A 16,179-nucleotide genomic window follows, 5' to 3' on the forward strand; every position below is an offset into this window, starting at 1 on the left:
TTATAATTATTCTACAGTAGATTTTATCTTTCCATCAGCAAATACAGTAGTCAGTTTATCTCCTTTTTTCACTACGCTGCTTTGTTTTATGACTTTCCCATCTTTCATAGTCAAAGTATATCCTTTTTTCAGAATATTTTCGGGAGAGGCAAGAAGAAGATGTTTCTCAAACATCTCCAATTGCGTATTTTCATCCTTAAATTTTTGCAAAGCAACTCGTTTTAAAGTATTCTCAAACACACCAAGATTGTTTATATTCTCTTTATTTAATTGCTGCGATTCCCTGACAAGGACATCCTGAAACGAAGACAACTTATTCTGATTTTCTTTATGTGAACTTTGCAAACCTCTTATCAAAACATTCTTTGCAGAAGCTAGAATTGTATCCTGCTCTTTGAGCCATGCTTTAAGTAAAAATGTGTTTTTTGTTTCAAAAACACTTAAACGTACAGCTTCATCCTGTAGTCTTTGCGTAACGATAGAGACAATATCATGAGCCATTACGTCCAATTCCATCGCTGTTTCCGCAATATTCGAAATCAAAAATTCTGCAACAGCAGTCGGGGTTTTCATACGTGTATGCGCTACAATATCAAGAACCGTATCGTCCCGCTCATGCCCTATTCCTGTTATTACAGGCAAAGGGAACTGTGCACAGCTTGCCGCCAAAAGGTAAGAATCGAAGCTGCTCAAATCCGAAGTCGCTCCTCCTCCCCGAATAATAACTACGGCATCAAAACAGTCCTGATATTCATAAATACGCTCCAATGCTGAGATTATAGAGCTCTCGGTGCGCTCACCTTGCATAAGAGCCGGAAATAATTTGGTATAAAAAATAAATCCATAAGGATTATTTGCCAATTGATCGAGAAAATCTTCATATCCTGCTGCTGTGGGAGAAGATATTATTGCAATCTTATTTGTGGGAATAGGCAACTCAAGTTCTTTATTTAAGGAAAGAACTCCGTCTTCTTCCAATTGTTTTATTATTGCAGCTCTATTTAACGCCTGATCTCCCAATGTATAAGTGGGATCGATATCGTGAACCGTGAGCGTGAATCCGTATAATTCATGAAACTCAACACTTACCTGAACTAGAACTTTCAGTCCCGATGAAAAGGTCTGTTTTGTCGTGTTCTCGAAATACGTCTTGAGTATATAAAATGTATTTGCCCATATCATTCCTCGGGCTTTAGCGACCAGAGCTCGCCCGTTTATATCCTTCTCTATAAACTCGAGGTAGCAATGTCCATTCTGATTAACACGGACATCACTTGTCTCAGCCCGAATCCAAAAAACTTCGGGAAGTGTATCTTTTAAGACACCCTTGATGAGATTATTCAATTCATAAAGAGAGATTGCAGGACGGTTCATTTCTTTCCTTTCTTTAGCGGCTGTTGCACTGCTGTTTTTTTATCAACCAACTGTTGTGCTATTTCCATCGCCTTTTTCATATCGGGAATACCATAACCATAATCCTTGTTCGGATGATCATAAATATCAGAAGATTGCCTTACGACCTCTATTATCTCCTTGTTGGTCAATGCAGGAAAAGCCTGCCACAAGCAAGCAACCATACCGCACATGATAGGTGAAGAGAAAGAAGTTCCACTTTTATATGTAACCAACCCATTGTCTCCCACTACTGTTGCTCCTTGTCCGAGAGCCATTACATCAGGTTTCATCCTAAGATCTTCGGTCAAGCCTCTTGAGCTAAACGGAGCTATAACAGAGTCTTTCTGAACAGCACCTACCGTCAATATATTGAAGGCATCGGACGGTGGTGTTATTTTCTCCCATTCCGAATCTCCAGAATTACCCGCACTGACAACGACCAATATTCCTCTCTTGGCTGCAGCGTCAGCCGCACGGGAGATAAGCGCCGTTCTTCCTGTCAGGTCTTCATGTGTATAGCTTTTCGCCGGATAGTCGAAACTATTATAACCGAGAGATGTATTCACTACATTAACGCCAACACTATCGGCAAACTCGATAGCCGCTGCCCAGTAATCCTCTTCTATAGGATACTCACTGCGAGCATCTTCAGAACCTAATAACCAAAAACTAGCTTCAGGAGCTGTTCCCACAAACTGCATAGGCTTATTCGTCCCAATACAAGACAACACATTTAATCCATGCTGGTTGGCTCTATTAAACATATTTTCATTTTCGTAAACAAAGCCTTTGTATCCTTTGATATCCAAATTGTCTAGCATTGCGATTTGAGGTAAATGATTAAAGCCGGCATCGATTACAGCAATTGTCATCCCTTTACCTTTATACCCTGCATCATGAAGGTATTGTCCGTTATTAATTTTGATATTGTTTTTTCCTCTTGCGTAATAATCGCCAAACACAACAGTTTCCACAGCCGGATATGCGATTATACTATCCTTCTTTGTTTCTTCTACCGGCTTACCTCTCCATACAAACAATGCATCCGACACAAAAGGCAACGCCTTATACTTATCCACCATTATACTATCCGAACAATGAACAGCAACAGTTCGCTGCCATTTGCTCTGTGCTACAACTTTTCCTCCAATACTTTCAATCGCTTTTATATACTCTTGAGATATCGGAAGATCGGTTTCATCGATCTTTATATTATATTTCTGCCTTCTTTCAAGCGACTTAGCGGACAGAAAGTCTTCCGGCTTATCAATAGAATAATCGCTTTTTTTATCTTTGAGTGTAAGGCGGAATTTATAGTTATATTCCTGAGAGAATACAGAAAGTGAAGCTGCTAGCAAGAAGCAAACAAAAAACGTAGTTCTTTTCATATCTTTATTCGTATGTTTTATACAAAAATAAGGATAATAGCTTTTAGTTGGTATAAGATGTATCGTTATTTGTAAAATATAGAAGGTAAAACAAATTATATTAATGATTCAAAGAAAGCTTATGTTATGAAAAATTTAAAAAGCTTAAACGGCCTAAGTTATAAAATTGAAAAAGAGGTAATGTATTATTCTTTTCAAATAATACATTACCTCTAATCATATAGAATAAAGAGAAGGAATTTCGTTACAGCAAATTCCCAATCTTGAAACCTAAGAAAGCTGTTCGTGGCAAGCTAGGGCCATAAATGTATGAAGGGTCACGATCGATACCTTTGTCAAAGTCTTTCTGATATGAATTGAAAATATTTTTCATACCTGCAAACCACTCTATAGTAATATTACCTGCAAGCCTCATATCATAATGGAACTTAACTCCTGTATCAAAAAAGGTTTTTGACTTGCGCAATTCTCCGGCTTCGGGGTTAGCTATTTCAGGGCCAAAATACGGAACTAACATTTTGCCTGTATAATTACCCGTTCCAGATACTCCGAAATTACGAGCAAACTCCCAATCCAACGCTAAAAATCCGTAAGCGTCGGGTGTTCGGAAAAACTTCTTTTCACCGAAAGTTTCATCACTCACTTTGTATCGGCTCGACTGAACAGTAAACCCCGCATTCAGACTTAATTTATCTGACGGCATAAGCTTCACCTCCAGATTTACACCCTGAACAGCAGCTCCGTCTTTAGAATTGATACGAGTATAAATCACTGTTCCATTTTCATCAGGCTCACCAATTTCGTTTCTGAATGGATTATGCAGTTTATTATAAAACCCTTCTACCAGAATATTTGTATTGATTCCTCCTATTTTTTTATTAAAATCGAACGACAATGTAAAGCTAGAGCTATTTTCTTGTTTTAAATGAGGGTCGTTTTTGTTGATCACCTGACGAGAACCCGATGTTTCTATATGAAGATCCTCATCAAAAATTTGCGGAGCACGATACCCCCTTGAGAAACCAATACGGGTTTGTAAATATGATGAAATATCATACATTATACTTGCCCGGGGCACAACTACCGTTCCTGATTTATCACTGTCGGCCTGCTTATCATCGATAGAGTAATGTTCCACACGCGCACCGGCAAGGAATTTTGCTTTTCCTACTTTTATCTCATATTGTGCAAAAGCTCCTGTAATATTCAAAGCTTGATCCGACACTATACGATTCGGCACATGCGTGACAATGATATCTGTACCTGCGTCATTCAGTTTATATTCGGGGTATCCCAGTTTCATGTCGGTAAGGTGCGAGCCGGTATGCTCCACTCCACCTATTAATGTAGAGATATCGTTGACTGACAGCTTATATTGAGCACCCATATTATAGGTTTTATCCTTTGTATTTCCATAATCGCTCAACGACTGTTTGGCTCCATAGTAAGAATCGCGATCAAGATATTGCCCCGAACCAAACACTGTAAGCAAATCACTCTCTCTGAAATATTGTTCGTATGTCAATGCTCCGGTTATCATATCATGCTTTACCGACTCAGAGATATCTCTTTCGTGGTCGGGATAGTCTTGTTTATTCCCTCCTTTGCGCTCTTCTCGGATATTAAAAAAGTCGAGGCTCAATTTACTTCTGTATGCAGGACGATAAAAAATACGAGTTCCTATAACCGTATTCTTCATCGGTGCTATTTCAGAAAAGCTATCACCATTTGCATCAAACATATTACGATCTCGCATATTTCCGAAAACAGATATGCCGGTTTTATGATCTTCCGTTACCAATGTAGCATTGAAGGTAGCGTTATAATCTGCTACAGAACCATTCGACCCGCTTACCCCCATTCCTATTAGAGATGTATTTAACCCCGCTTCGAAGCTATTTGTTTTCGGGTCTTTAAGTATAAGATTTATTGTTCCTGCAATTGCATTCGAGCCATACAAAACAGATCCGCCGCCTCTGACTACCTCTATACGTTCAAGCATATTAGACGGAATAAGTTCAAGCCCATATACTCCCGCCAAACCACTAAATATAGGACGGCTGTTTATCAATATCTGCGAATAAGGACCTTCCATTCCATTCATTCTCACCTGCGAAAAGCCACAGTTCTGACAATCATTTTCATAACGCAGCCCTGTACAAAAGTTAAGTCCTTCACCTAATACAACCGATTGCGTGGTCTCAAGCATTTTTGTACTTATCGTGTTCACAATTACAGGTGCTTCGGTACGTTTCTGAGAGGTACGCCCTGCGGTTACCACTACTTCATTAAGATTAAGAGCATCTTCTTCTACCTCAAAGTTAATTTCTATAGACTTGCCTCTTCTGAGTTCAACTTCTTTTTCCTGCGGTTTGTACCCGATTCCCTGTGTTACAACTATAAACTTTCCTTCGGGCAAGTTCGTTAATGCATAATGTCCGGTAGCATCGGTAGATACACCTATTGTTGTATTTTTCAGTACAACATTTATAAATGGGATATGCTCACCTGTTTTTGCATTCACTACATGGCCAAATATATTGGCATCTGTTCTGATCAGGTTAGCATGTATAAACGAAGAGAAAAATAGAAGAAGAATAAAGAATAGAAAGTGTTTAGAAAGACGTTTTAGAAAATTCATAGTGTGTTTAAAATAAGAATAGATAAATTGTTGTTTCTGGATGCGACGCGAAGGTATAAAAATCAAGAAAATCCTACAATCACCATTTCTAGGTATTTTAACTATTCCTAATCCACATTAAAATATTTTTCACTGATTACAGCTCCATATTTATAAAAGCAGAAAATCCGCAATATTTAAATTACGGATTTTCTTTTTTATGTATTTAAAACACTATAGGGCCTCCTCCCGGATGACCTCCGGGGCCTCTACCTCCCCAGCCTCTATCTCCTCCATCCATATCTTCTCTTTTTGTACCTTTACCAAATATCTGGAACTTATACACAAAATTGACCATGAAGTAGCTGTTGATCGTATTAGATATGGACTCCTGTACATATAATGCATTCTGATCGATATTTATATTACTCCTCTGCTGTAAGATGTCATATATTTTGAAGCGCAACAGAGCATTTCCCGTATACTTATTTTTAAATATACCCTTTAGCATCGAGTCCATATTGTAAGTTAACGAAGCATTCCACAACCACTCGTTCAACTTATATCCGGTAGTATAACCGGAGTTAGTCGAATATTGAATATCGGATTGCAAAGTAAGACCCAAAGGTAAATAAGTGGTGAAGTCACCCTTCGCTCCATAATTAAATGTCTCTCTATCCTGATCGGTTGAAATGGTATTTTTTATATTGTTATATCCGAAGTTACCGCCTATATTCAACAAAAAGCGAGCATCACTCAACGTTCTTATCTGATCATCAAGAGAACCGGTGCGAAACTGTAATGTCATATTCTCTCTAAAGTTATATGTATCCGCCTTATTTTCTGTTGCATTTATAAATGTAGTATTGCGAGCATATCTACCCATTGTGAATGTATTAATCGAAAACTTCTTATTTCGCAGAGGAGTATTATATGTCACTCCCATAAATCCATCCATATTACCATCTACATTCTTATAAGTCATTTCACGTCCCTGATCCTTGTATGTAGAAACGTTCACGATAGCATCCATCGTATAATTGAAATTTGTAAAGACTGATAAGTTCGAGTTTCTGTTTGTATTGAAATTCTGATATCGTCCTCTCAAACTATGTTGAAAGCTTGGCTTCAAATCGGGATTACCATAAGTAACATCAAATCCGCTTTGAGAGATAATACCATCATATAGCTGGGTTGTGGTAGGCTGCGATGTTCTTCCGCTATAATCTACCCGGAGTGTGTTTCTTCTATCCCATTTATAATTAAACTGAGCATTAGGAGCAAAACTCAGCGAATTACGTGGCTTTATATCTTTTTCCGGTTGCCCGGGCTGAAAAATACTAGTCTTAGATCTTGATGGTTCTAATCCAACGCCCAATGTATAGTCAAATTTCTCTCTAATCGATTTAAAATTCAGAGAGACATTTTGATTAAGGAAATCATTCTTCACATTGCGTGTATATTCTTCCGCTATCACATTATAATTTCCTTCAGCATCTTTATTGTATGCCTTGCGGTCAGTTTCAGAATGATTGTTACGTACATTATAAGTTAATTGCAAAAAATTGTTTCTACCCAAAGGCTCTACATACGAAACAAATGCACGCCAATTATAACCTTTGTCATCTTGCAATGACTTTTGATCCCTGATCGAATCATTCTTAAGAGGGTCTGCATAGATAGAATGAGAGTAATCATAACCTTCGCTATCCGAATTATTCAGACCTCCCGAAAAACTGAAACTCAATACTCGTCCCTGACTATTCAACTTACGACTGATATCAAGGTTACCACTCAAAGAAAGCCCTTTCCCATCAACCGTATTCCAAGACGATTCCTTGTAATTTCTCTCAGGATTATCGGCAAATGAAGTTTCACTCTCTGCTGTCTGATCATTTATGTTCTTATTGTATTGAATATTGGGTCTGAAAACGATCTTTGTTAATGAATCGGGAGTCCATTCGAAGCGAAAATTTGCACCGAAATTATCACTTTTATTATTCCCAAGAGAATTTCCGTTTTGTGTTTGGCTCGCTCCTGTAAATCTTCTGCTTGTAATACTAGACACATCATTATCAACAGAGCCATACCGAACATTTCCGCCATATTTTAGCTTATCCGAATACTCAGTAGCAAAGTTAAACCCTCCATTCAGTGTTTTTGCGACTCCATTGTTCGCTCCGAATCTCAATCGTCCTCCGCCTCGTCCACTAAATGCACTCGAGGCAAAATCTGAGAAACTGGCATTATTTGTATTATTTAATCCTCCTAACAGTGTAAACTGAGTATTATCGCGCATGTAGTTAAATACCCCATTTGCCTCATAACGCTTTTTACTTCCGTAGCCGACATAAGTATCGCCCATAAAACCCTGCTTCATACCTTTCTTTATCGTTAGATTGATCACGGTTTCGTCATCACCATCATCAAAGCCGGTCATCTGAGACATGTCAGATTTACGATCAAGCACCTGAAGCTTATCTATAATATTAGCGGGCAAACTTTTAGATGCAACTTTGGGATCATCGCTGAAGAATTCTTTTCCGTCCACAAGGAATTTCTTTACTTCCCTTCCGTTGATCGTTATTTTTCCATTCTCATCTATTTCAGCACCGGGCATTCGTTTTATCATATCTTCTACCACATCGCTTTGCTGGGCTTTATACGAGTCGGCATTGTATTCTATGGTATCGCCTTTCACTTGTACCTCTATAGCCTTAGCTTCCACTACAGCCTCCCCAAGCATAATAGCATCTTCCTTCATGTATATATCTCCAAGGGACACAGACTTTTGGACATTTGCTTTGAAGTACTGATCAGTATATCCGATAAATGATATTTGAGCAATATAGCGTCCTTGTCTGACTCCTATACTGAATTTTCCTTTCTCGTCCGTCACAGTACCAGTTACATAGGCACTATCTTTAGCATTTAGGATTCTTATACTGGCCATCTCTATCGGCTCTTTCATTTCATTGTCGAATACTGTTCCTGTTATCGCTGTGGTCTGCGATTGTGCACTCAATCCTAAAAATGCACATAGAAATAAAAGTATGGGGATATTCCTTTTCATTTTCCTTTTAATTATTTTTGACTGATTTCTGTGACTGGCAAAACATTAAAAGGTTTAATTATATTTCTATTTTTTATAAATCTTTTTATTTTACTATCTTTTTATATCTTTATAAAAGAAGAAACAGCAAGGATAATCTTTCTGAAAAAGAGTTATCTTTGTATCGAATATAACCTACTTAAAAGAAAAATAAAAAGCTTTACCGCTTCACTATATGGCAAAAAAAACAGTCAGGAAAAAGAAAACTCAAGATAAAAGAACCTCTTTCATCGAATTCATAAAAAAAGAGCGTACAAAATTCTTATTGGGAGTCTGCCTCTCATTTTTTGGGGCATACATACTACTGGGAGAAATATCATTTTTCTTTACAGGAGCTGCCGACCAAAGCAAGGTAACAAATAAATTCTTTCTTGATCTTATTTCTCACAAACAGGAAATAAGCAACTGGACAGGCGTTGTAGGTGCATTCGTAGCAGAAAAGCTTATAAACAATTGGTTTGGAGTATTCTCCTTGCTTATACCTGTATATCTCATCCTGATGGGCTTGAAGCTGATGCGTGTCGTCAACATTTCGGCTATCCGTTCATTCCTGCTTATGGCTTATGCACTTGTGTGGGGTTCTATTACATGTGCTTTTATTTCCAGACTGATAAACGACGGAAGCAACATCCTTTGGGGTGGTCGTCACGGAATGTGGGTAGAAAGAATACTGGAAGCCGCATTGGGTATACCGGGCGTTATTATGATTATCATTCTTCTACTCATTATATTCCTTATCATTACGAAGAAAGCTTCTATGGAATTCTTCCGTGGTCTATTTAAGAACCCACTAAAAAACTCTAATCAGGAGGAAGAAGATATAATTGAAGAGGAAGAAGAGGTATATGAAGAAGAGCTTCCGGCTGAAGAAAAGAAAAGCTGGTTTAGCTTTCTAAGGAGAAAGAAAAAAGAGGATGATCAATCGCCTGAAACGGAGGACTTCGGAGAGGACTTCATATTGCCTACAGCTACAGCAAAGGATAAGAAAGCAAAGGACAAGCCGGCAACTTCGATGAAGATAGACAACGACTTCGAGATTGTTATCCCTGAGGATGAAGAATTTACTCCTACACAAAACACATTTACTCCTTCGGTAAATCCTCAGCCGCTTACAAATACGGAAAATGTTCCGGACTTCTTGCCCGAAGGCGAAGAGATGGAAGAATACGATCCCACCAAAGATCTATCCAACTTCCATTTTCCATCTACAGAATTGCTGAAAATATATGACATGACAGGCAAAGGAGTGGATATGGAGGAACAGAATGCCAACAAGAGTAAGATCATCACGACCTTACAAAATTATGGCATCGAGATCACATCCATCAAAGCGACTGTAGGACCTACAATCACCTTATACGAAATAGTACCAAAAGCAGGTGTACGTATCTCTAAGATCCGCAACCTCGAAGATGACATAGCTCTTAGCCTCTCAGCTCTGGGTATACGTATTATTGCCCCTATGCCGGGTAAAGGAACAATAGGAATTGAGGTTCCGAACAAAGACCCTCAGATAGTATCTATGCAGTCTGTAATTGCGTCTCGCAAATTTCAGGAATGTGCTTTCGATCTCCCCGTTGCTTTAGGGAAGACAATCACGAATGAGATTTTCATGTTCGACCTATGCAAAATGCCTCACTTACTGGTAGCAGGAGCAACAGGACAAGGAAAATCGGTAGGTTTGAATGCCATAATAACTTCGTTACTATACAAAAAGCATCCGGCCGAAATGAAGATGGTGTTGGTTGACCCAAAGATGGTGGAGTTCAATATTTATTCAAGAATAGAGAAACACTATCTGGCAAAACTTCCAGACGCAGAAAAAGCGATTATCACCGATGTTACCAAAGTGACTCAGACGTTAAACTCTCTGACTAAAGAGATGGATGATCGTTATGAGCTGCTTATGAATGCGGGAGTGCGTAATATAAAAGAATACAATGAGAAGTTCCGCAAACGCCGACTAAACCCATTGAAAGGACACCGCTTTCTCCCCTATCTGGTTATTATCATCGACGAGTTTGGCGACCTGATAATGACTGCCGGAAAAGAGATAGAAATGCCTATCGCCCGCATTGCCCAAAAGGCTCGTGCCGTAGGTATGCACATGGTGATCGCAACACAGCGTCCGACAACAAATATCATTACAGGAACTATAAAAGCGAACTTCCCTGCCCGTATGGCTTTCCGTGTCACTTCGCAGATCGACTCCCGCACGATACTTGATATGTCAGGTGCCAATCAATTGATCGGACGTGGAGACATGCTCTTCTCACAGGGCAGCGACCTTGTACGTATCCAGTGCGCCTTCGTCGACACTCCTGAAGTAGAGGGCATAGCTCAATATATAGGAAACCAACAGGGTTATTCGAGCGCATTCGAACTACCTGAATATATAGGAGAAATGGGCGAAGACAAAGTTGGAAATATCGACCTCAACGATCGAGACCCACTATTTGAAGAAGCTGCACGTCTTCTCGTAGTTCACCAGCAAGGATCTACATCGCTAATACAGCGTAAATTCTCTATCGGGTACAACCGTGCAGGTCGTCTGATGGATCAACTGGAAGCAGCAGGGATAGTAGGACCAACGCAAGGAAGCAAGGCTCGTGATGTTCTTATTGCTGACGAATACAGTTTAGAACAGAAGTTAAATTCATTTGGCTAAGCCTCCTTAATGGTCAATATCATTCTGCCGAAAAAAGAATAGGCTAGTTTAATATTTAAACCTTTAATGAACAACAAAGTCAAAAAGGCTAAACAATATAACAAAAGATGAAAACAAAGTTACTTTCCCTTATATCACTGTTAGTATTCACGTTGAGTATTTCTGCACAAGATGCACGCTCGATCTTAGATAAAGCCGCCGAAACATACAATAAGGCCGGAGGAGTCGTAGCAAGCTTTACTTTAGACTCTAAAGACACAAAGGCTAAACTGGTTTATAGTTACGATGGTAAGGCTTATATGAAGGGAGACAAATTCAAGATAGAAATACCCGATGCTATTACTTGGTTCAACGGTAAAACACAATGGGTGTATGTAAAAGATACTGAAGAGGTAAACATCAGCAATCCTACAGGTGCAGAGCTACAAGGAATAAGCCCTTCTATGCTTTTCAGCATTTATAAGAAAGGCTATAATCTATCCTACAAAGGAGAAAAAAGAACAGGAGGAAAAACCGTTTTGGAAATAGAACTGATTCCCCAAAAGAAGAATGCAGACATCACCAAAATATTGGTACAAATAGATAAAGCCAGCAATGTATTCTCAAAGATCACGTTAACAGATAAAGCCGGCATACAAAATATCTTATCTATAAAAAGCTATCAAACAGGAACTAATATTTCCGATGCTACTTTTTCTTTCAATAAGAAAGATTATCCTAGTGCAGAAATAGTAGACCTTAGATAACATAGATTGTGTTTATCATTACATAGAAAATACGAACCGAATAACCTTTGAGGATATAAGAAAATTCTATATCTTTGTGTAAAATATAAACAAAATATATAAAAATATAAAACATGAACGAAAAAGTACGTTGCCTCATTATTGGCTCAGGACCTGCGGGATATACTGCAGCTATTTATGCGTCGAGAGCAAATCTTTCTCCGGTACTATATGAAGGAATACAACCCGGAGGACAATTAACAACAACTACCGAGGTTGAAAACTTCCCGGGATACCCTGAAGGTATTACCGGCCCCGAACTAATGGAAGACCTAAAAAAACAAGCTACACGCTTTGGCGCTGATATACGCTTTGGCATAGCTACAGCGGCAGACTTCTCTTCTCATCCGCACAAAGTAACTATCGACGGCGAAAAGGTGATTGAAGCAGATACTGTTATTATAGCAACAGGTGCCAGTGCCAAATACTTAGGTCTATCAGACGAAACTAAATATGCTGGCATGGGTGTTTCTGCTTGTGCTACATGCGACGGATTCTTCTATCGCAAGAAGGTTGTAGCCGTTGTTGGTGGTGGAGACACTGCTTGTGAAGAAGCTATCTATTTGGCTGGACTAGCCGAGAAAGTGTATCTGATTGTACGTAAAGCACATCTACGTGCATCGAAGGTGATGCAAGACAGAGCTATGCAAAATCCTAAAATAGAGATCTTATTCGAATGTAACGCTACAGGACTATTTGGCGAAAATGGCGTAGAAGGTGTACATGTAGTAAGACACCTAGGTGAACCAAACGAAGAAAAGTTCGATATCAAAATCGACGGATTCTTCCTTGCTATAGGACACAAGCCAAATACTGACATATTCAAGGCGCAGCTTAACCTCGACCCTGTAGGATATATCATTACAACACCAGGTACTCCGAAAACAGGAGTAGAAGGCGTTTTTGCCGCAGGAGATGTAGCCGACCCTATATATCGTCAAGCGATTACAGCCGCCGGAAGTGGTTGTCAAGCTGCGATAGAAGCAGAAAGATACTTAAGCGAAAAAGGCCTGTAAGGCATCTATATACTAAAAAAGAAAATCCGGATCGTACGATCCGGATTTTCTTTTTATATATCATTCTATTAAGAATTACCTTCTCATATTCGGCATTTTGCCACCTTTCATCTGAGTCATCATCTTCATCATCTTACGAGTTTGGTCAAACTGCTTGATAAGCTTATTCACCTCTTGGATAGATGTTCCGCTACCTTTAGCGATACGCTCACGACGGCTTCCGTTCAGGATCTCAGGAGTTGAACGCTCTTTGGGTGTCATCGAATAAATGATAGCTTCGATACTCTTGAAAGCATCATCGTCAATATCCATATCTTTAATAGCCTTACCAACTCCCGGAATCATAGATGCCAAATCCTTCAGGTTACCCATCTTTTTGATTTGCTGTATTTGTCCGATAAAGTCGTTGAAGTCAAACTGGTTCTTTGCTATTTTCTTTTGTAGGCGACGAGCTTCTTCTTCATCGTATTGCTCCTGTGCTCTTTCTACGAGTGAAACGATGTCACCCATACCCAAGATACGGTCTGCCATACGCTCAGGGTGGAATACATCCAATGCATCCATCTTTTCGCCTGTACCCACAAACTTGATTGGCTTGTCTACAACCGAGCGGATAGAAAGCGCAGCACCACCACGCGTATCACCATCGAGCTTGGTAAGCACTACCCCGTCGAAGTTGAGCCTGTCATTAAATTCCTTCGCAGTATTCACCGCATCCTGTCCCGTCATGGAGTCTACCACAAAGAGAATCTCATCAGGTTTCACAGCATCTTTAATCGCTGTGATCTCTTTCATCATCTCCTCATCAATAGCCAGACGACCGGCGGTATCGACGATGACAAGGTCATTGCCGTTTTGCTTTGCATGCTTAATTGCATTTTGAGCGATCTGTACCGGGTTCTTGCTTCCCTCTTCCCAATATACAGGAACTTCGATTTGCTCTCCTAATATCTTCAACTGTTCGATCGCAGCAGGACGGTAAACGTCTCCGGCTACAAGTAACGGATTCTTACCTTTCTTAGACTTCAGCATCTTGGCAAGCTTACCAGAGAAAGTAGTCTTACCCGAACCTTGAAGACCCGACATAAGGATTACAGCCGGATTGCCTTTCAGATGAACATCTGTAGCGGTTCCACCCATCAAGGCAGCAAGTTCGTCATGAACTATCTTTACCATCAATTGCTCAGGCTTAACGGCAGTAAGCACATTCTGCCCCATTGCCTTTTCCTTCACAGTCTCGGTAAACTGTTTTGCTGTCTTATAGTTTACGTCGGCATCTAATAAAGCACGGCGAACATCCTTTAGGGTTTCCGCAACATTTATTTCGGTGATTTTACCTTCACCCTTCAGTATCTTAAACGAGCGCTCTAATCTATTACTTAAACTTTCGAACATATTATATGGTTGTTATTTATAATCAATTTACATGGGTGCACAAAGATATAAACTTTTGGTATAAAGTGAAAAACTCACTATGCTTTTCTTATATTTGAAGTCACAAAGAATGATTATGTCAGCACTATGGAATCCGTGGCACGGCTGTCACAAGATAAGCGAAGGTTGCAAACACTGCTATGTGTATCGTGGTGATGCAAGACGAGGCATAGACAGCACGATTGTAACCCAAACAAAAAACTTCGATGTACCCATCCGGAAAAAGAGAAACGGAGAATACAAAATACCATCCGGCACAGAAGTATACACCTGTTTCACATCCGACTTCTTTAACAAAGACGCAGACCAATGGCGTCCCGAAGCTTGGCGAATGATACGGGAACGAAGCGACCTAACCTTTCTGATGATAACCAAACGCATCGATCGGCTGACAGTAGGACTACCCGACGACTGGGGTGATGGCTACGACAATGTCACTATTTGCTGCACGGTAGAGAATCAGGACAGAGCCGATTACAGGCTGCCTATTTACAAAGCTGCTCCCATCAAACATAAAATGATTATATGCGAACCTCTCTTGGAAAGGATAAACCTGAACCCTTACATAGGGTCATGGGTAGAGCATATTACAGCCGGAGGCGAATCGGGTCAAGATGCACGACCATGCAATTTCGACTGGATTATGGAACTACACGAACTATGTATAGCGAATAACATATCATTCTGGTTTAAGCAAACCGGTTCGCGACTGATAAAAGATGGCAGGCTCTATAATGTTCCCAGAAGACTGCAACATGCTCAGGCACGCAAAGCCGGAATCAACTATAAACCATAAAAAGTATCGACAAAAGCCTAAAAAGTGACAATTCAGCTAAAAATATATCCACTAAATATCAGCCACTTACAATCAAAAAGTGACAAAAGTGACACTTTTAATCATGTTTTAAAGTGTCACCTTTTGTCACCCTGTTATATCAAAGAACTCTCTCTTATTAGATAAACTTTATAGCTGAAAATGCAAAAAGTAAATCAAGACAGATAGTTCTTATATAAGCTTACAATAGAACGGATCAGAATTTATATCCTACACTGATATATGCAGCCCGATTTTTGATTTTAGTATCTTTAAATACTTTGGTTAATCCATGATCGGCACCAAGGCTAACATTTATTTTATTTAAAAATTCAACACCTACAGCTCCGCCAATTCCAAAATCGAAACGATTGGTATCATCCCCAAAGAAATCCTGATCTTCAAATAGTTTTGCATCCGATTTTATTTTTCCGCCTACTCCATAAGCCAAATACGGCCCTGCACGGAATACGAGTTTAGTCCCGGGTGTTAAATCTAGTTTATACCCAGCATGTATAGGCAATTGAATATACATCGAATTATAGGTAACTTTATCCTTCGTGCCGGAAACATTAACCGGTACATTTTTACCCTTGGTCCCTTTCGTTGTAAACTCAAGTCCCGACATCAAATAAAAACTACTTGGCAATGCAAGCTCGGCAGTTAGCCCAATATTGAAACCAACCTTATTATCATCATCTACATTTTGCAACTCGGACAAATTCATTCCGGCCTTTACTCCTAGAGATACAGGCAATTGTGCAAACATACTAACGCTTGTTACCAAAGCAACAAGCAAAGCAAAAGAAATTTTAATAATTCTCATAATATTAATAAATTAGTTCTGGTTCTTAAGCACCCTAAATTAGACAAATAATTCTATTTGACAAAAAATCGGATATAAAGAAAGCTTCATCAGCACCATGTTTTTTATTGTATATACCGTA

10 protein-coding genes are annotated in these 16,179 nt (G+C 39.4%); 4 read left to right on the top strand and 6 right to left on the bottom strand.

Annotated features, from left to right (window positions below; genetic code table 11):
• Positions 1–6: 6 nt before the first annotated feature.
• From xseA to BGO84_RS04010, 4 genes are all read right to left on the bottom strand, one after another.
• On the bottom strand, positions 7–1,374 hold the full coding sequence (gene xseA / locus BGO84_RS03995) for an exodeoxyribonuclease VII large subunit (protein WP_291027853.1): 1,368 nt from the start codon (positions 1,372–1,374) through the stop codon (positions 7–9).
• Positions 1,371–2,783, bottom strand: a complete 1,413-nt coding sequence (locus BGO84_RS04000; protein ID WP_291027854.1) for a S8 family serine peptidase — start codon at positions 2,781–2,783, stop codon at positions 1,371–1,373. The genes xseA and BGO84_RS04000 overlap by 4 nt, the downstream gene beginning before the upstream one ends.
• Positions 2,784–3,027: 244 nt before the next feature.
• Positions 3,028–5,424 (bottom strand): TonB-dependent receptor, encoded by a 2,397-nt coding sequence (locus BGO84_RS04005; protein ID WP_291027857.1) that lies wholly within the window; start codon positions 5,422–5,424, stop codon positions 3,028–3,030.
• A 205-nt stretch (positions 5,425–5,629) separates the two neighbouring features.
• On the bottom strand, positions 5,630–8,476 hold the full coding sequence (locus BGO84_RS04010; protein ID WP_291027859.1) for a TonB-dependent receptor: 2,847 nt from the start codon (positions 8,474–8,476) through the stop codon (positions 5,630–5,632).
• Between the two features lie 214 nt (positions 8,477–8,690).
• Between BGO84_RS04010 and BGO84_RS04015 the strand changes: the two genes are divergently transcribed.
• From BGO84_RS04015 to trxB, 3 genes are all read left to right on the top strand, one after another.
• Positions 8,691–11,183: a DNA translocase FtsK gene (locus tag BGO84_RS04015; RefSeq protein WP_291027861.1), complete on the top strand. Its 2,493-nt coding sequence runs from the start codon at positions 8,691–8,693 to the stop codon at positions 11,181–11,183.
• A gap of 107 nt (positions 11,184–11,290) precedes the next feature.
• Positions 11,291–11,929 (top strand): LolA-like putative outer membrane lipoprotein chaperone, encoded by a 639-nt coding sequence (locus BGO84_RS04020; RefSeq protein ID WP_291027863.1) that lies wholly within the window; start codon positions 11,291–11,293, stop codon positions 11,927–11,929.
• A gap of 113 nt (positions 11,930–12,042) precedes the next feature.
• On the top strand, positions 12,043–12,984 hold the full coding sequence (gene trxB, locus BGO84_RS04025; RefSeq protein WP_135105539.1) for a thioredoxin-disulfide reductase: 942 nt from the start codon (positions 12,043–12,045) through the stop codon (positions 12,982–12,984).
• 75 nt (positions 12,985–13,059) lie between these two features.
• On the opposite strand, the gene ffh is transcribed toward trxB, so the two are convergent.
• Complete coding sequence (ffh, locus tag BGO84_RS04030; RefSeq protein ID WP_006841828.1) at positions 13,060–14,379, bottom strand: signal recognition particle protein; 1,320 nt, start codon at positions 14,377–14,379, stop codon at positions 13,060–13,062.
• A 115-nt stretch (positions 14,380–14,494) separates the two neighbouring features.
• On the opposite strand from ffh, the gene BGO84_RS04035 reads away from it, so the two are divergent.
• Positions 14,495–15,214, top strand: a complete 720-nt coding sequence (locus tag BGO84_RS04035; RefSeq protein ID WP_291027865.1) for a DUF5131 family protein — start codon at positions 14,495–14,497, stop codon at positions 15,212–15,214.
• A gap of 235 nt (positions 15,215–15,449) precedes the next feature.
• Here BGO84_RS04035 and BGO84_RS04040 read toward each other — a convergent pair whose 3' ends face one another.
• Positions 15,450–16,058: a porin family protein gene (locus BGO84_RS04040; RefSeq protein WP_135105536.1), complete on the bottom strand. Its 609-nt coding sequence runs from the start codon at positions 16,056–16,058 to the stop codon at positions 15,450–15,452.
• Positions 16,059–16,179 lie beyond the last annotated feature (121 nt).

Source organism: Dysgonomonas sp. 37-18, assembly GCF_001899125.1.
Taxonomy (GTDB): Bacteria; Bacteroidota; Bacteroidia; order Bacteroidales; family Dysgonomonadaceae; genus Dysgonomonas.

Excerpts from the sequence above, each read along its gene's own strand:
- BGO84_RS04010 (WP_291027859.1), bottom strand. The coding sequence starts at position 8,476 with ATGAAAAGGAATATCCCCATACTTTTATTTCTATGTGCATTTTTAGGA.
- BGO84_RS04015 (WP_291027861.1), top strand. The coding sequence starts at position 8,691 with ATGGCAAAAAAAACAGTCAGGAAAAAGAAAACTCAAGATAAAAGAACC.
- trxB (WP_135105539.1), top strand. The coding sequence starts at position 12,043 with ATGAACGAAAAAGTACGTTGCCTCATTATTGGCTCAGGACCTGCGGGA.
- BGO84_RS04020 (WP_291027863.1), top strand. The coding sequence starts at position 11,291 with ATGAAAACAAAGTTACTTTCCCTTATATCACTGTTAGTATTCACGTTG.
- BGO84_RS04035 (WP_291027865.1), top strand. The coding sequence starts at position 14,495 with ATGTCAGCACTATGGAATCCGTGGCACGGCTGTCACAAGATAAGCGAA.
- xseA (WP_291027853.1), bottom strand. The coding sequence starts at position 1,374 with ATGAACCGTCCTGCAATCTCTCTTTATGAATTGAATAATCTCATCAAG.
- ffh (WP_006841828.1), bottom strand. The coding sequence starts at position 14,379 with ATGTTCGAAAGTTTAAGTAATAGATTAGAGCGCTCGTTTAAGATACTG.
- BGO84_RS04005 (WP_291027857.1), bottom strand. The coding sequence starts at position 5,424 with ATGAATTTTCTAAAACGTCTTTCTAAACACTTTCTATTCTTTATTCTT.
- BGO84_RS04000 (WP_291027854.1), bottom strand. The coding sequence starts at position 2,783 with ATGAAAAGAACTACGTTTTTTGTTTGCTTCTTGCTAGCAGCTTCACTT.
- BGO84_RS04040 (WP_135105536.1), bottom strand. The coding sequence starts at position 16,058 with ATGAGAATTATTAAAATTTCTTTTGCTTTGCTTGTTGCTTTGGTAACA.